The organism is Streptomyces sp. NPDC058741, assembly GCF_042746715.1.
In the GTDB taxonomy this organism is placed as follows: Bacteria; Actinomycetota; Actinomycetes; order Streptomycetales; family Streptomycetaceae; genus Streptomyces.
On the sequence record NZ_JBHYQH010000006.1, the window covers coordinates 124862 to 146351 of the forward strand.

The following is a 21490-nucleotide window of genomic DNA, read 5'->3' on the forward strand; positions in this document are numbered from 1 at the left end:
GCTGACAGCCGTGTCCGGAGCGGCGGCACGACCCCGGCGGCCCCCGAGGAACGTGCGGTGCCGCCCCCTCCGTACACCGCCGGCATCGGTGGCCCAGGCAACGTCGCGGCGTGCGCCGCCCCAGGTCACGCGCCCGGGCCTCTCAGACAGCGCCGCACCGACGCCCCACGCACCTCGCAGCATGCATCGCCCGTCCCAGGCCACCCGCCCGGACCTCCCGGCCCGCGTCTCACCACCCGAACGCCGAACACCCCCGAACCTCACGGGGGCTCGTACACGCCCTCCGAGCACCTCGACCCCACACGCGCACCGCACCCGAGATCCGAGCACCCACCAGCCACAGGCGCCCCGCACCCGAACGCCGAGCCCGCCAACCCCACAGGGGCCCGCACCCGAAGGTGCGAGGCCCCTGTCCTGTTCGGGTCCGTGCGGGTGGCTAGCCCAGGAGGCCGCCCACCAGGCCCGGGCGGCCGGAGGAGCCGCTCTCGGAGGAGCCGCCGCCCGTGGAACCCGTGCCGCCCGTCGCCGTGCCGCCGGACGTGGGGCCGGTGGTCGTGCTCGGGGCCTGGTCGGCCGGGGCGGTCTGCCGGGGCGGGGCCTGGCCGGCGCTGCCCTGGGTCTGGCTCGGGACACCGCCGGTGACCGTGCCGGTGTCGCGGGTGGCGTCCGGCCGGGTCGTGGTGCCGGCGCTGGGGCTGGCGGAGCCCGCCGTGGTGCCCTGCGGGGGCGAGGTGGAGGCCGACGGGGTCCGCTCGTCCGGCCGCTGCCCGCCGGGCTCGCCGGGGAGTGGGGAGCCCGGCAGCTCGTTGCGCGGGGCCTCGCCGGGGCCCGGGACGACGACCCGGTCGGCGTCGCGGACGGCGCCGCCGAGCAGCGAGCCGATGAGCAGGGTGAGGCCGACGGCGACGGCGGTCACCAGGGCGCCGCGGCGCAGCACGTGGCGGCGCAGGTCCCAGATGTCGGCACGGGGGCCGAGACGGCGCCAGGCGCTGCCGGCCAGGCGGCCGTCGACGGAGTAGACGGGCGCGCCGGCGATGATCAGCGGGGACCAGGCGGCGAGGTAGATGATGTCGGGGGTCTCGTACGCGGGGACGCTCTTCCAGCTGACGGTGACCAGCAGCGCCGCGGAGAGCAGGGCACCGAAGGCGGCGGCGACCCGCTGCCAGCAGCCCAGGACCGTCAGGACGCCGACGACGACCTGCGCGAAGGCGATGACCAGCCCGGCGCCGACCGGGTGTTCGAGGGCGAACTGCCGCAGCGGCTCGGCGACTTCCCAGGGGTGCAGGGTGTTGAGCCACTTGACCATGGAGCCGCGCTTGCCGCCGTCGAAGTAGACGGGGTCGCACAGCTTGCCCATGCCGGCGTAGATGGAGATGAAACCGAGGAAGACGCGCAGCGGGAGCAGGACGACGCCGAGGTTCATCCGGCGGCCCGGGTAGTAGGCGTGCCGGGCAGGGTCGTCGGCGTGCCGCCGGGAGTGCCGGCCGGTGGCGTCCTCGTGGGCGTCGGGCTCGTCGAAGTCCCCGTCCTCGTAGGCGGGTTCGTCGTAGGCGCTGCCGACCGGGCGCATCTGCGGGAGCAGCCGGGTGCCGTCGGCCGGGTCGTGGGTGCGCTGCGGGCCGACGACGGGTGTCTCGACGGTCTGGGTGAGGTCGTCCCCGTAGCCGCGGTCCCCGTAGCCGTGTCCCGGGTACCCGGCGCCCGCGTACCCGGCACCGTGGCCCGCGCCCTCGTGGCCGGTGCCGAAGCGGGAGATGACCTGCGTGGCGCCGGTGTCGGAGAGGGGCTCGTCGGCGGGGCGGACGCTCTCGTGCCGTACGGCCTGCAGGAGCCGGTGGGCGCCGGTGTCGTCGGGTGCGGATCTGCCGCTCCAGACGACGGGCCGGCGGCGGGCGGTGGCCCCCTCCGCCGCGCCCCCGGCGGTGGTGACGGGGATGCGGGCGGTGTCCTCGGCGGTCAGGTGCCGTGCGACCCGTGGGGACTGGGCGCGACGCGTCGAGACGCCCAACTGCACGCGGAAACTCGCGTGATTGACGATGACCTGCGCCGGGTCGCTCGGCACCTTCACCATGCTCAGCGCGGGAGCGTCGTCGAGTCCCGACGAACGGTCCCCCGTGGGTGTGCGGGGTGTTCTGGTGTCCACACTCATCTAACCGAGTGACGTCGGGTTAGGACACTGCTTTGACCCGCCGGATCTGTCCGGACCCCGTCAAGCTTGTCCTCGTCGTCCCGATGACCCCGGAATTACCGCGTACGGGTGAGGTGGCCGGACACCTGTTCAGGCGCGCCTGCGGGCGGCCTCCCAGAGCACGATCCCCGCCGCCACACCGGCGTTGAGCGACTCGGCGCCGCCCGGCATCGGGATGCGCACCCGCACGTCACAGGTCTCCCCGACCAGCCGGGACAGCCCCTTGCCCTCGCTGCCGACGACGATGGCGACGGGACCCTCCAGCGCCTCCAGCTCGCTCAGCTCGGCCTCGCCGTCCGCGGCGAGGCCGACGACCACGATCCCGGCCTTCTTGTACGCCTCCAGCGCGCGCGTCAGGTTGGTGGCGCGGGCGACGGGCGTCCGGGCGGCCGTACCGGCGGACGTCTTCCAGGCACCGGCCGTCATCCCGGCGGCCCGCCGCTCGGGCACGACGACGCCGTGCCCGCCGAAGGCCGCGACGGACCGGACGACCGCGCCGAGGTTGCGCGGGTCGGTCACCCCGTCGAGGGCGACGATCAGCGCGTCCTCGCCCGCGTCGGCGGCGGCGCCGGCCAGGTCCTCGGGGTGGGCGTACTCGTAGGGCGGGACCTGGAGCACCAGGCCCTGGTGGTTCAGCCCGTTCGTCATCCGGTCGAGCTCGGGGCGGGGCGCCTCCATGAGGTTGATGCCGCCGCGCTCGGACGCGAGCTGCAGGGCCTCGCGGACCCGCTCGTCGCTGTCGATGAACTGCTGGACGTACAGCGTGGAGGCGGGCACACCCTCGCGCAGCGCCTCGACGACGGGGTTGCGCCCGACGACGAGCTCGGAGGTGCTCCGGCCGCGCGGGCCCTTGGTGCGGCTCTGCGCGCGGCGCGCCTTGGACTGGGCGGCGCGCTGCTTGATGTGCCCCTTGCGCATCTCGGCGGGCGGGGTGGGGCCCTTGCCTTCCAGTCCGCGGCGCCGCTTGCCGCCACTGCCGACCTGCGCGCCCTTCTTGCCGGACATGCGACGGTTGTTCGCGGCCATGACCTACCTGTCTGTGTGAGCGTTCGTACGTACGTCTATGCAGTGTGCCGCCCGGAGGCCCGGGCGGCACAATCGATCACCGGCCGGGCCGGCTCAGCGGGGGCCGAGGCTCCAGCGCGGACCCTGCGGGCTGTCCTCGATGACCAGGCCGGACTGGCTCAGCTGGTCGCGGATGGCGTCCGCGGTGGGCCAGTCCTTGCGGGCCCGGGCGGCCTCGCGCTGGTCGAGGACCATGCGCACGAGCGAGTCGACCACCCCGTGCAGGTCCTGGCCGCGCTCACCCTCCCCGGCCCACTGCGCGTCGAGCGGGTCGAGCCCGAGGACGCCGAGCATCGCGCGGATCTCGGCGAGCCCGGCCACGGCGGCTTCCTTGTCGTCGGCGGCCAGGGCGCTGTTGCCCTGCCGGACGGTGGTGTGCACCACGGCCAGCGCCTGCGGCACGCCCAGGTCGTCGTCCATGGCCTCGGCGAAGGCGAGCGGTACCTCGGACGCCGGCTCGACCGGGCCCCCGGCCAGCTCGACCACGCGCTGCACGAAGCCCTCGATCCGCGCGAACGCCGACTCGGCCTCGCGCAGCGCCTCCTCGCTGTACTCGATCATCGAGCGGTAGTGCGGGGTGCCCAGGTAGTAGCGCAGCACGATGGGCCGCCAGCGCTTGACCATCTCGGCGACCAGCACCGAGTTGCCCAGCGACTTGGACATCTTCTCGCCGCTCATGGTGACCCAGGCGTTGTGCACCCAGTACCGCGCGAACTCGTCGCCGTAGGCCTTGGCCTGGGCGATCTCGTTCTCGTGGTGCGGGAAGACCAGGTCGAGGCCGCCGCCGTGGATGTCGAAGGCGGTGCCCAGGTACTTGTGCGCCATCGCCGAGCACTCCAGGTGCCAGCCCGGGCGGCCGGGGCCCCAGGGCGTCTCCCAGCTGGGCTCCCCCGGCTTCGCCGCCTTCCACAGGGCGAAGTCGCGCGGGTCGCGCTTGCCGGTCTCGCCGGCGCCGGAGGGCTGCTGGAGGTTGTCCAGCTCCTGGTTGGACAGCCGCAGGTACTCCGGGAAGGAGCGCACGTCGAAGTAGACGTTGCCGTCGGCCTCGTAGGCGTGCCCGCGCTCGATGAGGCCGCGCATCATCTCGACCATCTCGGTGATGTGGCCGGTGGCACGGGGCTCGTAGGTGGGCGGCAGGCAGCCGAGGGTGCGGTAGCCGTCGTTGAAGGCGCGCTCGTTCTCGTAGCCGATCGCCCACCAGGGGCGGTTCTGGCCGGCCGACTTGGCGATGATCTTGTCGTCGATGTCGGTGACGTTCCGGACGAAGGTGACGTCGTAGCCGCGGTACTCGAACCAGCGGCGCATGATGTCGAAGTTCAGCCCGGACCGGATGTGCCCGATGTGCGGGGCGGCCTGCACGGTGGCGCCGCACAGGTAGATCGAGACACAACCCGGGACGAGCGGGGAGAAGTCACGGATCTGCCGGGCGCTGGTGTCGTACAGGCGAATAGTCACGACACCAGGGTAGTAGGCCCGCGGGTGTGCCTCAGGACCTTTCGTTCCCGGCGTCCGCATTCGTGACCTCCCCCGGGAGGGCCCGCTCAGCCGGCCCGGACCACCAGGGCCGTCGCCACCGCCATCAGGCCCTCGTCCCGCCCCGGGAAGCCCAGGCCGTCCGTCGTCGCCCCCGACACGGAGACCGGCGCCCCGGCCGCCTCCGACAGGAGCTTCTGCGCCTCGTCCCTGCGCTTGCCGATCTTGGGCCGCGGGCCCACCACCTGGACGGCGATGTTGCCGATGCGGAAGCCCGCCTCGCGGACGATGCGGGCCGCCTCGGTCAGCAGGGTCACGCCCGACGCGCCCGACCACTCGGGCCGGCCCGTGCCGAAGTGCATGCCGAGGTCGCCTAGGCCCGCGGCGGAGAACAGCGCGTTGCACGCCGCGTGGGCGACGACGTCCGCGTCGGAGTGGCCCGCGAGGCCGGGGCCCTCGCCCTCCCACCTCAGGCCGGCGCACCAGAGCTCGCGGCCCTCCTCGAAGGCGTGGATGTCGGTGCCGATGCCGACCTGGGGCAGCGGCACGTCCCGCGGGGTCGCGTCAGAAGCCATCGTTGAGCCTCCTGCGGGCCAGGACCGCCTCGGCGAGGACCAGGTCGAGAGGGCGGGTGACCTTGAAGGCCTCCTCGTGGCCGGGGACGGCCACGACCGTGAGGCCGAGCAGTTCGACCATGCCGGCGTCGTCGGTGACCTCGCCGGTCACCGTCTCGTGGGCCCGGACCAGCGTCGCCCGGTCGAAGCCCTGGGGCGTCTGCACCGCTCGCAGCAGCGCCCGCTCCGGAGTGGCCACGACCGGCTCGGGCTCGCCCGGCGTCGCGGCGGGCTCGACCTGCTTGACGGTGTCGGCGAGCGGCAGCGCCGGGACCACGGCCGGGGCGCCGTCGCGTACGGTCTCGATCACCGCGTCGACCGTGTCGACCGGCACCAGCGGCCGGGCCGCGTCGTGGACCAGCACGATGTCGAAGCCGGGGGGCAGGGCGTCCAGCCCGAGCTTCACGGACTGGCGGCGGGTCTCACCGCCGGGCACGACGAGGACGTCCGTGCGCTCGGGCAGCACGTGCGCGTCGAGCAGGGACTTGACCTCGGCGGCGCCGTCGGGCGGGGCCACGACGACGACCAGGGAGACGGCGCGGGAGGCTGCCATCGCGTGGACCGCGTGGATCAGCATGGGGGTGCCGCCCAGCGCGCGGAGCGCCTTCGGGGCGCCCGGGCCGAGCCGTACACCGCGGCCGGCGGCCGGGATCACGGCCGCCGTACGGGTCGCGGCGGAGGTGGCCGGCGGCGAGGGACGCGAATCGTCAGACATCGGTTCCTGTCAGGTTTGTGTGCTGGCCTGGCGTGGGTATGGCCTGGAGGAGTGCCGGGCACGACGCGCTCGACCGGACCCTTCCGTGACGCTGGTCGAGCCGGCGGCCCGGACCCGGCACACCACACGCCGGGGCGTGAGTGATAGCACATCCGGGGCAGCGGCGCACAGGCCTTCGGGGACGAATCTCCTGCCGCAGCCGGTTACGGACATGCCGCAGCGCCCGGCGACAGGAAATTCGTCATCGGGCACCGCGGCATTTCGATGTGCAGGCGCTTGAGAAACGAAGCGCTGGGCGACGGACTCGGCCTCAGGAGGCGAGGACCTCGTCGAGCAGGGCCTCGGCCTTGTCCTCGTTGGTGTTCTCCGCGAGGGCGAGTTCGCTCACCAGGATCTGGCGGGCCTTGGCGAGCATGCGCTTCTCACCGGCGGAGAGTCCACGCTCGCGCTCACGACGCCACAGGTCACGCACGACTTCCGCGACCTTGATGACATCGCCCGAGGCGAGCTTCTCCAGGTTTGCCTTGTAACGACGGGACCAGTTCGTGGGCTCCTCGGCGTACGGTGCGCGCAGCACCTCGAAGACCCGGTCCAGCCCGTCCTGACCGACCACATCACGCACGCCGACGAACTCCGCATTGTCCGCTGGCACACGCACCGTCAGGTCGCCCTGGGCGACCTTCAGCACCAAGTAGGTCTTGTCCACGCCTTTGATCTGGCGAGTTTCGATGGCCTCGATCAGCGCGGCCCCGTGATGGGGATAGACCACGGTGTCGCCAACCTTGAACGTCATGTGACAGGTACCCCTTCCGTGGCTATCCAGGGTAACACGGAAACCGGCGGTTCTGAATGGCGTTTTCGCAGGTCAGGGCATATCTCGGGGCTTGACAACTCCGACAGGAACGTGCTTCGGACGGGGAGCGGAAGAAGGTATTCGCAGGTGGGAGCGGCTGTCCGGGCCGAGCGAAACGCGTACGTTACACACATCCGGACCCTCCCCCGGAGGCCTGAACATCCCTAAATGTCCGGTTCCATATGATCGACTCTCGCTACTCCGTTCGACGACCCGGGCGGGGTTCCGGCCGAATCCGGAATTGATCACCGGGTCCCCCGCTGAGCCGGCGGTGATCAATTCCGGGGGCCACGCGCGCATTCCTTCACGGAAAATCCGCCCGGAGGTGCGGCGCTCTTATACGAATGCCGGACCGGCACTCCGGGCAATGTGACGCAGGAATCCTACGTGACACATGGGTCAGGTGTGACGCACAACGGGATCGGAGTCGCGGGGGGTCGGGTGCGGCGGGGCGGGAACGGCTCGGTAACCTGAGGCCCGCTGACAGACACTGAGGGCGGCTTCATCGGCCGCTCCGCTCGAGTCAAGGAGTTGCCGCCGCCGTGAGCAGCAGCCTTCGACGCGGCGCCCTCGCCGCCGCCGCCATCGCGTTCTCGATCGCCTCGCTCGCCGCATGCGGAGCCGGCAACAACGCCCAGACGCTGCAGATCAAGCCGGACAACGCGGCGACCAGCGTCGGGGACATCATGATCCAGAACGCCGTCGTGATCACCCAGCCGGACCTCGAGTCGACCGGCCCGGCCGCGATCTCCGCCACGTTCTTCAACTCCGGCGACACCGCCCAGACGCTGGAGTCCGTCACCCTTCCCGGCACCGGCAAGAAGGCCGAGCTCAAGCCCGTCGAGGGCGGCAGCCTGACCATCCCGGCCGGCGGCTCGTTGATCCTGGGCGGCAAGGACAACGCCACCGCCGTGCTGCCGAGCAGCCGCGAGGCCGTGCAGGACGGCAACGCCCAGAAGGTCACCTTCACCTTCAGCAAGACGGGCGACGTGAGCCTGCGCGCCTTCGTCGTGCCCGCCGAGAGCTACTTCTCCGAGTGGGGCCCGAGCGAGGTCCCGGCCGGCCCCGCCGGCTCGGCCTCCCCGTCCGGCTCCCCGTCCGAGGGCGCCTCCGGCTCGCCGGCCGAGTCCGGGAGCCCCGCCGCCGGAGAGACGCCGGGCGGCTCCGAGTCGCCGGCCACGCCGACCGACGAGGCCTCCGCGAGCGCCTCGGCCTCGTAGGCCGGGTCGGACCGCAGCGGACCGTCGCAAAGGGGCGGGCCCTCTCGTCGGAGAGGGCCCGCCCTGGTCGTCGTCTCGTGCGGTGCCGGCCTACGGCTCGAACTTGTAGCCCAGGCCGCGGACCGTCACCAGGTAGCGCGGGGCGCCCGGGTCCGGCTCGATCTTGGCGCGCAGGCGCTTGACGTGGACGTCGAGGGTCTTGGTGTCACCGACGTAGTCGGCGCCCCAGACGCGGTCGATGAGCTGCATGCGTGTCAGCACGCGGCCGGCGTTGCGCAGCAGCATCTCCAGCAGGTCGAACTCCTTCAGCGGCAGGTCGATCTTGGTGCCGCCGACGGTGACCACGTGCCGGTCGACGTCCATGCGGACCGGACCGGCCTCCAGCGCGGCCGGGGTCACCTCCTCCGGCTCGCCCCGGCGGCGCAGCACGGCCCGGATCCGGGCGACCAGTTCGCGCGAGGAGAACGGCTTGGTGACGTAGTCGTCGGCCCCTATCTCCAGTCCGACGACCTTGTCGATCTCGCTGTCCTTGGCGGTCACCATGATGACCGGCACGTTGGAGCGGCCGCGCAGCTGGCGGCACACCTCGGTGCCCGGCAGGCCGGGCAGCATCAGGTCGAGGAGGACGAGGTCGGCGCCGTTGCGCTCGAACTCGTCGAGTCCGTCGGGCCCGGTGGTCGCGACGGCGACCTCGAAGCCCTCCTTGCGGAGCATGTACGACAGGGCGTCGGAGAAGGACTCCTCGTCCTCGACGACGAGCACACGGGTCACGGAAGGACCTCCGGGGCGGGAAGCGTTTCGTACGCGGTTGATTCGGGGGATTCGAGGGTGGACCGCCCGGCCTCCACGTCGAGGCCCGCGCCTGCGGCGCGTTCTGCCCGGGCGGGCTGCTGAGGTGCGCGGTCCCGGGCACGTCCGGCCTCCGGGAGCCGCAGGGTGAAGGTGGAGCCCTGGCCTTCGGCGCTCCACACCGTGACCTCCCCGCCGTGCGAGGCGGCCACGTGCTTGACGATGGCCAGGCCGAGCCCCGTTCCGCCCGTGGCACGGGAGCGGGCGGGGTCGACGCGGTAGAAGCGCTCGAAGATGCGCTCCTTGTCCTTGTCGGAGATGCCGATGCCCTGGTCGGTGACGGCGATCTCGATGTGTTCGCCGCCGGGGGCGTTCACCCGGCGGGCCGCTATGCCGACGCGGGTGCGGGCGGGCGAGTAGTTGACGGCGTTCTCGACGAGGTTGCCGAGCGCGGCGGCGAGCTGACCGCGGTGCCCCCACACCCGCAGGTCGGCGGTGCCTCCGGTGGCGATGGTGATCTGCTTGGTGCCGGCCTGGTGCCGGCAGCGGTCCATGGCCTCGGCCACGAGCTCGTCGACCGGGACCGGCTCGGCGTCCTCCAGCGGGTCGTCGTTCTGCACCCGCGACAGGTCGATGAGCTCCTGCACCAGGCTGGTCAGCCGGGTGGCCTCGATCTGCATGCGCCCGGCGAACCGCTGGACGGCCTCGGGGTCGTCACTGGCGTCCATGACGGCCTCGGAGAGCAGCGAGAGGGCGCCGACGGGCGTCTTCAGCTCGTGGCTCACGTTGGCCACGAAGTCGCGCCGGACCGCCTCGATGCGGCGGGCCTCGGTCAGGTCCTCCACGAGCAGCAGCACCAGCCGGGAGCCGAGCGGCGCGACCCGCGCGGAGACGGCCAGGGCCTCCCCGCGTCCGGTGCCGCGCCGGGGCAGGTCCAGTTCCACCTGCCGTATCTCGCCGTCGCGGCGGGTGTCGCGGGCCATCTGCAGCATCGGCTCGACGGCGAGCTTGCCGCCGCGGACCAGACCGAGGGCGTACGCCGCGGAGCTCGCCTTGACCACGCCGTCCGCCTCGTCGAGGACGACGGCGGAGGACCTGAGGACGGACAGGACGGTGTCCACGCCCGGCGGGAGCACCGGGTCGGTGTGCAGGGAGGTGCGGGTGGGGCGCTTCTGCTCGCGCTCACTCCAGCGGAACGCCAGCATCGCGATGACACCGGTGAGCACCCCGGCGATCGCTGCCGCTGCGGCGACCGCCGCGTTCACGTCCATGCACCCAGGTTAGGCATGGCTCGGGCACCCTCCACAGCCGTCGGGGTGCGAGCTCGAACACTCGTCGCCCAGAGTTCACCTTGGAGCCAGTGTGGGTTCATTCGGGATGCCGGAAACGGACGCGTGGGGGCCGGAACGTGGGAGCGTGGGGTCCGGATCGTCGTCTCACGACGGTCGTACCGCCGGTCGTCCGGTGGGCCCCGGCCCCTGGACCCCCGACACAGACGCACGAGAGGGAACGTTGATGCGGGACGCGTACCACGAGGAACTGGACTCGATAAGCGACAGTCTGGTGGAGATGGCCCGGCTGGTCGGGTCGGCGATCGGGCGCGCCACGACGGCCATGCTCGACTCGGACCTGAAGCTGGCCGAGAACGTCATCGAGGCCGACAAGAAGGTCGACGAGCTGCAGCACGAGCTGGAGGCCCGGGCGATCGCCCTGCTCGCGCGGCAGCAGCCGGTGGCGACGGACCTGCGCATCGTCGTCACGTCGCTGCGGATGTCGGCCGACCTGGAGCGCTCGGGCGACCTCGCCCAGCACGTGGCGAAGCTCGCGCGCCTGCGCTACCCGGACCGGGCGGTCCCGAGCGACCTGCACGCCACCATCCTGGAGATGGGCCAGCTCGCGCAGCGGTTGATGGCGAAGGCCGCGGAGGTGATCATCACCAAGGACGTCGACCTGGCGCTGCAGCTGGAGCAGGACGACGACGCGATGGACCTGCTGCACCGCACGCTCTTCCAGCACCTGATGGACGACCGCTGGAAGCACGGCATCGAGACCGCGGTGGACGTCACGCTGCTGGGCCGCTACTACGAGCGGTTCGCCGACCACGCGGTGTCGGTCGCCAAGCGGGTGGTGTACCTGGTCACCGGTGAGCACGCGGACGAGATCCAGACGGACGTGCAGCCGGAGATCCAGGCCGTGCCGGGGGCGGAGGGCGCCTGACGGCGGAGGGGCAGGGTCGCCTCCGTGCGCCGTTGATGCGCCCGGCACCCCGGGGATGCAATGGGGACAGGCACCAGCCTCGAGGAGGGACCCATGGCCGAATCCCCCAGCACCACGCCCGACCCCGCGCAGCAGAGCGAGACCCAGCAGCCCGCCGAGATCAGGAGCCTGCCCCTGGTCGCCGCGTGCGGCTGCGGTTCGGGCTGCGGCTGCGGCTGCCAGTCGGGCGGCCCCTGCCAGTGCGGCTGACGCCGGCAGCCCGTCCGCACGGCCCGTGGGGCCCCGGCCGGACGGCCGGGCCCCCACGGCGTCCGGGTCTCCTCCGAGGGGGCCCGGGCTGAGAGCGCCCGGTCACGTGCCGGTCATGGCCGCCTCGACCGCCGCCCGTACCGTCGGGTAGACGTGTCTCAGCCGGTCCTCGGCGTGGGCGGCTCCCAGGACGTCGCGCACCTGTCCCACGTCACGGGCGAGCAGGAGCCGGACGGCGCGGGTGTCGAGCTCCCCGACCAGCGCGTCGAGCATGCGCACCGCCCCGACGTCGACGAAGGAGACCGTCTCGGCGTCGATCACGACCGCCGTCGTCCCTTTCCGGCCTGCGGCCTGCCGTACCGCGGAGCGGACCCGCTCGGCGTTGGCGAAGTAGATGCCGCCCTCGACGCGCAGCACCACCACGCCCGGGATCCTGCGGCCGTCCGCGTGCCGGTCCAGCGAGGCGAAGTGCCCGTCGCGGGGCAGCTGCCCCAGTTCGCTGACGACCGGCCGTGACGAGCGGTAGAGCAGCAGGAGCAGCGAGGCGCCGATGCCGATGAAGAGGCCGGGCAGCGTGTCGAAGACCAGGACGCCGAGCACCGCGGCGACCGCGGCGAGGAAGTCGGGCCGCGCGGCGACGCCGTAGGCACGGCCGAGCCTGTGGGTGAAGACGCGGTGGAGCGTGAGCAGCGAGGGGATGTAGACCAGCTCGACCACCGCCGCGATCACCACCGCGGCGAGCACCGCCTCGGGCAGGTGCTCGAACAGGCCGGTGAGGAAGAGGAGCGTGACCAGGGTCAGGGCGGCGACGAGGACGCCGGAGAGCTGGGTGCGCGCTCCCGCCGAGCGGTTGACTGCGGTCTTGGAGAGGCTGCCGTTGACGACCATGCCGCTGGACAGCCCGGCGCCCAGGCCGGCGGCCCCGAGCCCGATCAGCTCGCGGTCGGCGTCGATCTCGTAGTGGTCACGGGCGGCGTAGGTCCTGGCCGCTCCGAGCCCCTCGGCGAAGGCGACGAGCAGCACGCCGAGGCTCCCGGCGGCGAGGCTGCCGAGGTCGTCGAACGAGACGCCGGGGAAGCCGAACGAGGGCAGGCCGGTCTCGATGGCGCCGACGACCTCGACGCCGTGGTCCTCCAGGTGGAACGCCGCGGACGCCGCGATCCCGAGCGCCACGGCGACCAGCGAACCGGGCACCGCGGGGGCGAGCCGCTTCAGGACGAGGATCAGCACGAGCCCGCCCGCGCCGACCAGGACGGTGAAGCCGCTGGTGCCGTCGAGGTCCGCGACCAGGCCCCACACCTTCTCGAAGAAGTCCCCCGAGCCGCCCTGAACGCCGAACAGCTTCGGCAGCTGGCCCACGACGATGGTCAGGGCCAGGCCGACGACGAAGCCCTTCAGCACGGGCTCGGAGATGAAGTCGGCCAGGAAGCCCAGGCGCAGCAGTCCGGCGAGGAGCGCAGCCGCACCGACCGTGAGGGCCAGGGCCGCGGTCAGCGCGGTGAAGTGCGCGTCCGAACCGTCCGCGACGTCCCCGACGATCGCCGCCGAGAGCGCCGCCGTCGCCGCCATCGGCCCGACCACCAGGTGCCGGGAGCTGCCGAGGACGGCGTAGAGGACCAGGGCCGCGGGCGCGGCGTAGAGGCCGACGACGGGGGAGACGCCGGCGATCGTCGCGTAGGCCAGCGCCTCGGGGACGAGCACCGCCCACACGGTCGCGCCGGCGAGCGCGTCCCGCCCGAGCCACTGCCGCCGGTACCCGCGCAGCGAGGGGAACAGCAGGCCCATGCCGCCGCGCCGTCAGGAGGAGAGGTCGCTGATGGCGTCGCCGATCAGCTTCGCGGCGAGGATGAGGCAGAGCACGGCCATGATCGCCGAGTTGTTCTTCTCCATCCAGGACTTCAGGCCGTCGAGGAGGTGCTTCGAACGCTCCTTGAGCGCGAAGTAGAGGACGAGGGGGGTGCCGGGCCCGAGCGCCCCGATGACCACGAACTCCGCGAGGGCCACGGCCTGGTCCCCGGCGGAGGTGCCCGTGCGGGCGATCGCCTCCGCCGCGGCGATGACGAGCAGCAGGTTCTTCGGGTTGACGGCCGACAGCGCCATGCCGAGCGCGCCCGCCTTGACGGGGGTGAACGAGTCGACCGTCCGCATCCACTTCGGCAGCTTCACCTCCTCGTCGCCACGCGGCCGGTGGCGCCACTCCGACACCGCCACCCACAGCAGCAGCACGCCGAGCGCCAGGTCGAGCGCGCTGACCCAGTCGGCGGGCTCCCCCTGCTCGCTCGGGTCCGCGCCGCCGGAGACCAGCAGCACGATCGTGCCGACCAGGGACAGGCCCAGCACCCAGCCCAGCACCAGCGCGGGGCCGTTGGTGCGTGCCCGGGGGGTGGCGAGCATCAGGACCACGCCGATGATCGGGAACGGGCTCAGCGCCACGCCGACGCCGTAGGACAGAATCTGACCGATCGCCTCACCCACGGCCGCCTACCTCACGCCGGTTCGATCTCGCCCGGCCGCCAGCTCTGGTCGAACCAGTTTTCGAGCGGACCGTAGAGGCGGAGCATCACGAAGTACCCCTTGCCCGGCACGGTCTGGACCCAGTTCCCCGGTCCGCTCTCCGGCGCCGCCGGGCCGAAGTGGATGACCGTGTCGCCGTTGTCCTCGGACCGGACGGCGTCCGAGAGGCTGTTGACGCTCGGGTACGGAGTGTCGGTGCGCAGCAGGGAACGGGTCTGCGGGTCGTAGACGTTGACCGCCCAGAAGTTCTTCACCGGGATGCCGCTCGGCAGCCTGAGCGTGTAGGCGCGCCCGCCGTCGAGCCAGGCGCCGGTGGAGTCCTCCGCCGTGTACGCGTACTGCGATCCGGCCCCGACGGCCGCCGTCACCATCGCCGGCGAGGAGGCGGCCGCGAAGTAGTAGAACACCGACCGCGAGTCCAGCAGACGGGCGCCCTCCGCCGACAGGAACTCGTGACTGCGCGTGGGGAACGGGGTCTTCCACGACCGGTCGGGGTAGTGGTAGAAGCCCGGGTCGCGCGGTTTGAAGGCCAGCGTCCGTACGATGCCCGAGGCGATCCTGGCGGCGGTGTCGAGGATCGAGCGCATACGGTCGTCCGGCCGGAAAGGCCTGCCGCGCACGATGCCGAGAGCGGCGAGCTGACCGGCCCGCTCGGGGTCGAGCGACTCGGGCGGCTCCGCCTGGACGATGGTGTCGATCTCCTCGAAGAAGGAGAAGTCGTTCGCGTGGATCGTGTTGAAGTCGGATTCGGCCCAGTTGACGAAGCGCTGCTCGGGCCGGTCCGCCGCGGCCGAGAGCGGGTAGATCCGCGCAGTGAGCAGGCTCTCCGTGCCACCCAGAGCACGCAGCAGCACCCAGGAGGCGTACGTCTTGGGCCGTACGACGAAGTAGCCGTCGGGGACGTCATCCTCGTGCCCCGGGGGCAGGAAGAGGTACTTGCCTCCCTTTCCCCTGTCCGGACCGGCGATGCCCATGTCGGTGACGTAGCGCTGCCACAGGTCGTCGACGACGCACAGCGAGTTCCCCGGCGCCTCCACCACGGTGGGACCGTCCTCGTCGAGCGCCAGGAAGGTCATCCCGTAGGTGGTCTCCGTGTTGCCCGTGAGCAGCACCGGTGCGGAGGTGCAGCGCGGGGCCGTGAAGCCGATCGTGCGGGAGTCGACACCGATGCTCCGCAGTCCGCGTCGCATCGCCACCATGGAGGCGCCCGGTACGCAGTTGAGGAACGCCTCGATGCCGCGCAGCAGATCCAGCGTGTCGTAGCTGCGGGTGATCGTCTCGGGCAGGGGCATGCCGTCGAAGAAGTCCAGCGCTCCGAAGACCGTCTCCAGCCGGTCAGGGCAGACGATCGAGGAGAGGGTCTCGGGTGAGGTGCCCGGACTGGGGGCGTCACTGACATGGGGCACTGGGTTCCTCCTGGGGGTGTCGTTCCTCGAGAACCGTCTTCCAGTCGTGCTTCACGCTGACCGTCGTCCAGCCGTCCCGCTCGGCCGCCGCGCGGGCCCGCCGCGCGCTGTCGTCGTAGGCGTACTCCCGGACGTCGTCGTCGTGGACGACGAGCAGGGCGAACCGCGCGGACCGGAGCAGCTCGACGTCCACGTCGTCGTTGCCGGCCGCGAAGCCCGGCAGCCGGCCGGTGCGGGCCAGGACGTACTCCGGCTTTCCGGGGCCGAGCGCGACCGGCCCGTGCAGGACCGCCCGGCGGACCAGCTCGCCGTCCCGGTAGGCGAACTCCGGCGCCGAGCCGATCACGTTCTCCCGCGGCAGGCCCCAGGTGTCCTCGCAGATCACCCGCATGAAGTCGCGCCCGCCGCCCGAGCAGACGAACAGCCGCCAGCCGTACGCCCTGAGGTGGTCGAACAGCTCCAGCATCGGCCGGTAGACCAGGCCGGTGGCGGGCCGGCCGAAGCGCTCGTGGCGCCAGGACGCCAGGTACCGGGCGGCGTCGGCCTCGAACTCGGCGAGGGTGGTGCCCTCCCAGGCCGAGCCGATGGCCTCCACCATCGACGCCACGGCGTCGGGGTCCTGGTCGTTCAGCGCGCGGAAGTACGACTCGTCCCGCTCGGCGATCGCCCGGTAGGCCCGCTCGCCGGCCAGCGACGGGTCCGCCTCCAGCCGCTCGGCCAGTTTCCCGAGGACGAACGGCATCTGCACCGGCACGGGCTTCTCGACCCACAGGGTCCCGTCGTTGTCGAACACGGCGATCCGGTCCATCGGCGCGACGAAGCCCGGCGAGCCCTCGGCCGCCGAGGACGTCACGAAATCGACGATCGCCCGTTTCGCGGCACCGTCGTTCCAGCTCCCCAGCGGGGTCGTGCCCATGCGCCTCACCGTCCGGACCGTCGTGCCCTCACAGCGCCGTCGGGCGGGGTCAGTCCACCCGCTCGACCTCGCCCGGCCGCCAGGTCTTGTCGAAGAACGGCTGCAGCGGGCTGTAGAACCGCAGGACCACGAACCACCCCCGGTCCGGCAGGGTCTGGATCCAGTTGCCCTCGGGGACGCCGTCGGGCCGCTCGGGCCCGAAGTGCACGGTGGTCGTGCCGTCCGCGTCGGTGACCGCCGCCGGGGTGGGGTAGGCCTGGCTGCCGGCCCGGGGGAAGCGCTGCGGGGTGTCGATCATCGACCGCGTCTGGTTGTCGTAGACGGTGACCGACCAGAACCGGGCGGCGGGGACGTCCGGCGGGAGCGTCAGGCGGTAGCGCCTGCCGCCGTCCAGGGGCCGGTCGTCCTGGTCCGCGAACGAGAACAGGTACTGCGAGCCGACGCCGGTCAGCTTCGTGGCGAACGTCGGGCTGATGCCCACGGCCAGGTACCACCACCAGGACCGCAGGTTCAGCTTGCGGGCACCGGTGCTCGGCAGGGGCTCGACGCCGCTGTCGGTGATGTCCGCGGGCGGGGTCATGAAGTCGTAGCCGGACGCGAGCAGGCCGTTGACCCACCGGGAGGACGTGCCGTAGTAGTGCGCCCCCTCGGCCGGGCGCGGGCGGCAGGCGAGGGTGCGGGCCGTGGCGTTCGCGACCGCGGCCGCCTCGGTGAGGATCTTCCGCATCCGCTCGTCCGGCTCGAAGGGCCGGCCCTTGACGATCCCGACGGCGGCCAGCGGACCGGCGATCTCGGGGTCCAGCGCCTCGGCGGGCTGGTCCTGGACCAGCTCGTTCGCGAGGTCGAAGTACGTCTCGTCCGCGGGCGGGACCGTGTTCAGGGGGAGCCCGGAGCCCTCGACGAAGCGCGGCGGGTCGGCCTTGCGCAGCGCGGCGGTCCAGGTCTCCGCGGTCCACGGCAGCGGCGGGGCGGTGCCCCCGGTGACGATCTCCGCGACACTCGTTCCGTACAGGCCCGGGACGTAGCGGTGGATGCGCATCCGCTCCTTGACGCGCGCGACCGCGGGCGCCGGGTCGCCGTCCTCCAGGAACGCCCGCCCGCCGAGGATGAGCCGCGTGGTGCGGACCCGGTACGTGAAGAACCCGCCCTCGGGCAGCGGGCCGTCGTATCCGGGCGGTACGAAGAGGTAGGCGCCGCCGGCCCCGCGGTCCGGCCCGGGCATGCCGGGGTCGGTGACGTAGCGGAACCACAGGTCGTTGCAGAAGGTGAGGGCGAGGGGCGGGACCTCCACCACCAGGGGCCCCTCGGTCAGGTCGAGGAACGTCACGAAGTAGACGGTGTCCGCGTTGCCGGTGAGCAGGACCGTCTTGGGGTCCATGAACTCGGAGAAGAGCACGACGTCGTGGTCGTTGATCCCCGCCTCCAGGAAGCCCTTGCGGGCGGCCCACACGTTGACCCCGGAGTACGCGTCGAGGAAACCGCGGACGGCGTGCAGATGGTCCAGGTGGTCGTAGAGGCGGTCGGCGGTCTCGTCGGTGGGGACGCCCAGCGGGAAGTCGAGCGTGCCCAGGTGCGTCTCGACCCGCTCGGGCGTGGAGAGCGACTCCAGGACCCGGGGGGAGATCCGTGTGGCGTACTGCAAGGAATCGCTCCGTTCGGGAAGGAAAAGACGTTTACCCGACTATGTCCCCAACCCGCCCGGTGACGGCAACTGAAGCTCGGCCGACCGAAGTCCGCCCCCGCCCGGAAGGTGTCCCCGAGGCCCCGCGCCCGTGAGGACGAGGACCCGCCGCGCCGGTCCCCCGGTCACCCGGCCCCGATCTCGGGCCGGGGCCGTGCTCCCACCCCGGGCTCGACCACGGCCGCCCTCTCCCGCTTCTCTCCGGGAAGCCGCCGCATCAGCACCGCGTACCCCGCCCCGGCGACCGTCCCGAGGACCGCGCAGGACCCCCACAGCCACTCCGCCCCGAACCGGTCGACGACGACCCCGGACAGCAGCGGGGCGACGAGCGCGGCGACGGACCAGGACATCGTGTACATGCCCTGGTAGCGCCCTCGTCCCTGCGTCGGGGACAGCCGTACGACGAGACTCGTCTGGGTGGGCGCGTTGACGATCTCGGCGAGCGTCCACACGCACACCGTGAGGGCGATGACCCCGACGGACCCCGCGAAGGCGGTCAGCCCGAAGCCGTACCCCGCGAGGACGGACGAGAGCACGAGCAGCCGGCGCGGGTCGCGGTGCTCGATGAAACGGGTGACCGGGATCTGCAGGACGACGATCAGGACGCCGTTCACCGCGATCGCGAGGCCGTACTCCGCCGCGGAGAACCCGGCCGCGCCCATCGCCACCGGCAGCCCCACCGACCCCTGCATGAAGATCAGCGCGACGAGGAAGGACAGCCCGACGACGCTCATGAAGCGCCCGTCGCGCAGGACGGTGCCCAGGCTGACCGGGTCGCCGGGCGAGGAGCCGGCCGTCCCCCCTTCCTGCCCTGTCCCCGCCGCCCGCCCCGGCTCGGACTCCGGCAGCCGGAGGAAGACGAGGAGCGCGCAGACCAGTGTCATGCCCGCTTCGAGCAGGAAACCGGCGCGGTAGCTGACCTCGGCGATGAACCCGGCGGCCATGGAGGAGACGGCGAAGCCGAGGTTGATCGCCCAGTAGTTGAGGGAGAAGGCGCGGACCCGGTCCTCGGGCCGGACGATGTCGGCCATCATCGCCTGCACGGCGGGCCGTGACGCGTTGCTCGCCATGCCGACGAGGAAGGCGACGGCGGCGATCGCGACGGGGTCGCGCACGAAGGCCAGCAGCGCCACGGACCCGGCGGTCGAGGCCTGCGCGACCAGCAGCGTCGGCCGTCGGCCCAGCCGGTCGGCCATCACGCCGCCACCGATCGAGGAGACCACGCCGCCGAGCCCGTGCAGGGCGGCGACCAGACCGGCGTACGTCGCGGAGCAGCCGCGGTCGAGGGTGAGGTACAGCGCCATGAAGGTGGCGACGAAGCCGCCGAGCCGGTTGACGAGGGTGCTGGCCCACAGCCACCAGAACGCGCGGGGAAGCCCCGAGACGGTCTCCCGGAGGGCACGTCGGACACGCGTGGCGTACGGCATGGAACTCCCCCGTGTAAGTGGCTCTGCACATGGCGCTGCAAGCAGCCCGCCGAGTGACGCCGTAAGTGGTGCTACAGGTAGCCGCAAGTTACCGACGGGGGACTGTCGGACACCACCCGATTAACAGATCCAGTCAAACGTCCGGTCAGATGTCCGCCTGCCGGGCAGCCACGCGAACGGGCGAATGCGTGGATTACGCTCTGGGGCATGGCCGACGCACCGTACAAGCTGATCCTCCTCCGCCACGGCGAGAGCGAGTGGAACGCGAAGAACCTGTTCACCGGCTGGGTGGACGTGAACCTGAACGAGAAGGGCGAGAAGGAGGCAGTCCGCGGTGGCGAGCTCCTGAAGGACGCCGACCTCCTCCCCGACGTGGTCCACACGTCCCTCCAGAAGCGCGCGATCCGCACGGCCCAGCTGGCCCTGGAGGCCGCGGACCGCCACTGGATCCCGGTGCACCGCTCGTGGCGCCTGAACGAGCGCCACTACGGCGCCCTCCAGGGCAAGGACAAGGCACAGACGCTCGCCGAGTTCGGCGAGGAGCAGTTCATGCTCTGGCGCCGCTCCTACGACACCCCGCCGCCCCCGCTGGACCGCGACGCGGAGTACTCCCAGTTCTCCGACCCGCGCTACGCGACCCTGCCGCCGGAGCTGCGTCCGCAGACGGAGTGCCTCAAGGACGTCGTCGTCCGCATGCTCCCGTACTGGTTCGACGGCATCGTCCCCGACCTCCTGACGGGCCGCACGGTCCTGGTCGCGGCCCACGGCAACAGCCTCCGCGCCCTGGTCAAGCACCTGGACGGCATCTCGGACGAGGACATCGCGGGCCTGAACATCCCGACGGGCATCCCGCTGTCCTACGAACTGGACGCCGAGTTCAAGCCGCTGAACCCGGGCGGCACGTACCTGGACCCCGAGGCGGCGGCGGCTGCGATCGAGGCGGTCAAGAACCAGGGGAAGAAGAAGTAAGCAGAGCTGATCAAGGCCCCTGCCCGCCGTTTCCCCGCCGGCAGGGGCCGCGTCGCTGCGGTGGGGCCGTCTGTGGACCGTCAGCTGCCCGGTCGGGCCGTGCTCGGTGCCCGGTGAAGCCCGGCTCCGGCTGTTCCCTCGCTTCTGCTTGTGCTCCCACCGCGTGCAGGGCCGCGACGGCTTCCTCAGCGTCTTCCTGAGGCACGCCGAAGAGGATCACCGCTGGGATCCGTGTGGCGAGGACCTTGCTGCGCCAGAGGCTCAGCCCCGTCAGCCGACGGACGACCTGAACGACGTCCAGCACATGGGCACCGGGGTCAGTGAGCACCACGCCATGGGGCACGTCGTCGCACACCAGCAAGAAGTACTCGTCCGCCATCGCCCCTCCCCCCTCTCCGGTCCGGGCCGAGGGACCCGGCGAGGCCCTTGATGTACTCCCCGGCGTCCTGGAGCACCGAGGCGTGGAAATGGCGCTGCGTGCATGCCGTTGTCACGCGGCTCCGCGTACGGCCGGCCCCGCTCGGGCGCGGAGATGAACGCCGGCCGCCGCGAGTTGCTGCCCGCTGACGAGCCGAGGCACGGTTTTCTCCAGGACGAACTCCTGCTGCGACGGCGTTGGATTTCGCAAGAGCTTTTCTCGCGTCAGGTTCCCCAGGGGAATGAATGCGGCATTGTTCGCCGCACTCGGATCCTGTCCGCTCGGCACCCTGCGGAGTGCGTGCGCGGTGCCGTGCCTCCGGGCCTTTATGCCGGGGACTTCATCCAGGCGACGAGCCGGGCCCACCAGCGGGCGTTCGGGGCCGACGCCGTACGAGACGTGTGTTCTCCCGGGCGCACCCGCTCGGGCTCCGCCGTACCGCACTGGCACCGCTGATGCGGTGGCACGTCGACGAGTACCTGCTCCACGTGTTTCCCGCAGCCCTCGTAGGTCGCCTTCCGGCATGACTGGCACTCGGCACGTCGGCACATGATTGCCCTCCACCCGCTTCCGCATGGATGCTCAGTAATATCAACAGTTTCGTCACAGTCAAATTCACAGGAACACCACAATCACAGCCCGTAAGGGCACTGTTTCCACGGGACGTCGCCGTCCTTCTGCGGAACACCCGGACGCGAGGGGGTCACGTCGGAAATGTCGTGACGGCCCACGTCACTTGGCCTTGTCGAGAGGTGACGAAGGGAATTCTCCCGAGG

Annotated in this window: 18 protein-coding genes and 1 pseudogene; 4 read left to right on the top strand and 15 right to left on the bottom strand. The window is 72.0% G+C overall.

Annotated elements, in window-relative coordinates; all coding sequences use genetic code 11:
- Positions 1-436: 436 nt before the first annotated feature.
- The 6 genes from ACFW6P_RS07285 to ACFW6P_RS07310 all read right to left on the bottom strand — a co-directional run bounded on the left by ACFW6P_RS07285 (position 437) and on the right by ACFW6P_RS07310 (position 6848).
- Complete coding sequence (locus tag ACFW6P_RS07285) at positions 437-2149, bottom strand: DoxX family membrane protein (protein WP_386347211.1); 1713 nt, start codon at positions 2147-2149, stop codon at positions 437-439.
- Positions 2150-2278: 129 nt separating this feature from the next.
- The gene (rlmB, locus tag ACFW6P_RS07290; protein WP_386347213.1) at positions 2279-3214 is read right to left on the bottom strand and encodes a 23S rRNA (guanosine(2251)-2'-O)-methyltransferase RlmB; all 936 of its coding nucleotides are present in this window, start codon (positions 3212-3214) and stop codon (positions 2279-2281) included.
- Positions 3215-3307: 93 nt separating this feature from the next.
- Positions 3308-4708 carry a cysteine--tRNA ligase gene (cysS, locus tag ACFW6P_RS07295; RefSeq protein WP_386347215.1) on the bottom strand — a complete coding sequence of 467 codons (1401 nt, stop codon included), beginning with the start codon at positions 4706-4708 and terminating at the stop codon, positions 3308-3310.
- Positions 4709-4794: 86 nt separating this feature from the next.
- Complete coding sequence (gene ispF / locus ACFW6P_RS07300; protein ID WP_386347217.1) at positions 4795-5301, bottom strand: 2-C-methyl-D-erythritol 2,4-cyclodiphosphate synthase; 507 nt, start codon at positions 5299-5301, stop codon at positions 4795-4797.
- Positions 5291-6055 (bottom strand): 2-C-methyl-D-erythritol 4-phosphate cytidylyltransferase, encoded by a 765-nt coding sequence (gene ispD / locus ACFW6P_RS07305; protein WP_386347219.1) that lies wholly within the window; start codon positions 6053-6055, stop codon positions 5291-5293. The genes ispF and ispD overlap by 11 nt, the downstream gene beginning before the upstream one ends.
- A gap of 310 nt (positions 6056-6365) precedes the next feature.
- The gene (locus ACFW6P_RS07310; RefSeq protein WP_003953493.1) at positions 6366-6848 is read right to left on the bottom strand and encodes a CarD family transcriptional regulator; all 483 of its coding nucleotides are present in this window, start codon (positions 6846-6848) and stop codon (positions 6366-6368) included.
- A gap of 602 nt (positions 6849-7450) precedes the next feature.
- On the opposite strand from ACFW6P_RS07310, the gene ACFW6P_RS07315 reads away from it, so the two are divergent.
- Positions 7451-8128, top strand: a complete 678-nt coding sequence (locus tag ACFW6P_RS07315) for a DUF461 domain-containing protein (RefSeq protein ID WP_386423130.1) — start codon at positions 7451-7453, stop codon at positions 8126-8128.
- 90 nt (positions 8129-8218) lie between these two features.
- Here the strand turns inward: ACFW6P_RS07315 and ACFW6P_RS07320 are convergent, their stop codons facing one another.
- Positions 8219-8899 (bottom strand): response regulator transcription factor, encoded by a 681-nt coding sequence (locus tag ACFW6P_RS07320; protein ID WP_030243122.1) that lies wholly within the window; start codon positions 8897-8899, stop codon positions 8219-8221.
- Positions 8896-10188, bottom strand: a complete 1293-nt coding sequence (locus ACFW6P_RS07325; RefSeq protein ID WP_386423131.1) for a sensor histidine kinase — start codon at positions 10186-10188, stop codon at positions 8896-8898. Before ACFW6P_RS07325 ends, ACFW6P_RS07320 begins: the two co-directional genes overlap by 4 nt.
- Positions 10189-10432: 244 nt before the next feature.
- Between ACFW6P_RS07325 and phoU the strand changes: the two genes are divergently transcribed.
- Positions 10433-11134 (top strand): phosphate signaling complex protein PhoU, encoded by a 702-nt coding sequence (gene phoU, locus ACFW6P_RS07330; RefSeq protein ID WP_386347225.1) that lies wholly within the window; start codon positions 10433-10435, stop codon positions 11132-11134.
- A gap of 93 nt (positions 11135-11227) precedes the next feature.
- A complete protein-coding gene (locus ACFW6P_RS07335) occupies positions 11228-11383 on the top strand; it encodes a hypothetical protein (RefSeq protein WP_386347227.1) in 156 nt (51 codons plus the stop codon).
- 102 nt (positions 11384-11485) lie between these two features.
- Here ACFW6P_RS07335 and ACFW6P_RS07340 read toward each other — a convergent pair whose 3' ends face one another.
- The 6 genes from ACFW6P_RS07340 to ACFW6P_RS07365 form a co-directional block, all read right to left on the bottom strand.
- Positions 11486-13168 (bottom strand): SulP family inorganic anion transporter, encoded by a 1683-nt coding sequence (locus ACFW6P_RS07340; protein ID WP_386423133.1) that lies wholly within the window; start codon positions 13166-13168, stop codon positions 11486-11488.
- 12 nt (positions 13169-13180) lie between these two features.
- Positions 13181-13858 (bottom strand): GAP family protein, encoded by a 678-nt coding sequence (locus ACFW6P_RS07345; RefSeq protein ID WP_386423135.1) that lies wholly within the window; start codon positions 13856-13858, stop codon positions 13181-13183.
- An 11-nt stretch (positions 13859-13869) separates the two neighbouring features.
- Positions 13870-15303: a DUF1254 domain-containing protein gene (locus ACFW6P_RS07350; protein WP_386347233.1), complete on the bottom strand. Its 1434-nt coding sequence runs from the start codon at positions 15301-15303 to the stop codon at positions 13870-13872.
- Complete coding sequence (locus tag ACFW6P_RS07355) at positions 15287-16219, bottom strand: HAD family hydrolase (RefSeq protein WP_386347235.1); 933 nt, start codon at positions 16217-16219, stop codon at positions 15287-15289. The genes ACFW6P_RS07350 and ACFW6P_RS07355 overlap by 17 nt, the downstream gene beginning before the upstream one ends.
- 49 nt (positions 16220-16268) lie before the next feature.
- A complete protein-coding gene (locus ACFW6P_RS07360) occupies positions 16269-17861 on the bottom strand; it encodes a DUF1254 domain-containing protein (RefSeq protein ID WP_386347237.1) in 1593 nt (530 codons plus the stop codon).
- Between the two features lie 164 nt (positions 17862-18025).
- The gene (locus tag ACFW6P_RS07365) at positions 18026-19327 is read right to left on the bottom strand and encodes an MDR family MFS transporter (RefSeq protein ID WP_386347239.1); all 1302 of its coding nucleotides are present in this window, start codon (positions 19325-19327) and stop codon (positions 18026-18028) included.
- Positions 19328-19534: 207 nt separating this feature from the next.
- Between ACFW6P_RS07365 and ACFW6P_RS07370 the strand changes: the two genes are divergently transcribed.
- Positions 19535-20296, top strand: a complete 762-nt coding sequence (locus ACFW6P_RS07370; RefSeq protein WP_386347241.1) for a phosphoglyceromutase — start codon at positions 19535-19537, stop codon at positions 20294-20296.
- 115 nt (positions 20297-20411) lie between these two features.
- Here ACFW6P_RS07370 and ACFW6P_RS07375 read toward each other — a convergent pair.
- Positions 20412-20675, bottom strand: a pseudogene (locus ACFW6P_RS07375) (ribosomal protein L7/L12); the annotation flags it as partial.
- Positions 20676-21490 lie beyond the last annotated feature (815 nt).

Coding starts and splice junctions, on each gene's coding strand:
- ACFW6P_RS07285 (WP_386347211.1), bottom strand. CDS start 2,149: ATGAGTGTGGACACCAGAACACCCCGCACACCCACGGGGGACCGTTCG.
- rlmB (WP_386347213.1), bottom strand. CDS start 3,214: ATGGCCGCGAACAACCGTCGCATGTCCGGCAAGAAGGGCGCGCAGGTC.
- ispF (WP_386347217.1), bottom strand. CDS start 5,301: ATGGCTTCTGACGCGACCCCGCGGGACGTGCCGCTGCCCCAGGTCGGC.
- ispD (WP_386347219.1), bottom strand. CDS start 6,055: ATGTCTGACGATTCGCGTCCCTCGCCGCCGGCCACCTCCGCCGCGACC.
- ACFW6P_RS07310 (WP_003953493.1), bottom strand. CDS start 6,848: ATGACGTTCAAGGTTGGCGACACCGTGGTCTATCCCCATCACGGGGCC.
- ACFW6P_RS07325 (WP_386423131.1), bottom strand. CDS start 10,188: ATGGACGTGAACGCGGCGGTCGCCGCAGCGGCAGCGATCGCCGGGGTG.
- phoU (WP_386347225.1), top strand. CDS start 10,433: ATGCGGGACGCGTACCACGAGGAACTGGACTCGATAAGCGACAGTCTG.
- ACFW6P_RS07335 (WP_386347227.1), top strand. CDS start 11,228: ATGGCCGAATCCCCCAGCACCACGCCCGACCCCGCGCAGCAGAGCGAG.
- ACFW6P_RS07340 (WP_386423133.1), bottom strand. CDS start 13,168: ATGGGCCTGCTGTTCCCCTCGCTGCGCGGGTACCGGCGGCAGTGGCTC.
- ACFW6P_RS07355 (WP_386347235.1), bottom strand. CDS start 16,219: ATGGGCACGACCCCGCTGGGGAGCTGGAACGACGGTGCCGCGAAACGG.
- ACFW6P_RS07365 (WP_386347239.1), bottom strand. CDS start 19,327: ATGCCGTACGCCACGCGTGTCCGACGTGCCCTCCGGGAGACCGTCTCG.
- ACFW6P_RS07370 (WP_386347241.1), top strand. CDS start 19,535: ATGGCCGACGCACCGTACAAGCTGATCCTCCTCCGCCACGGCGAGAGC.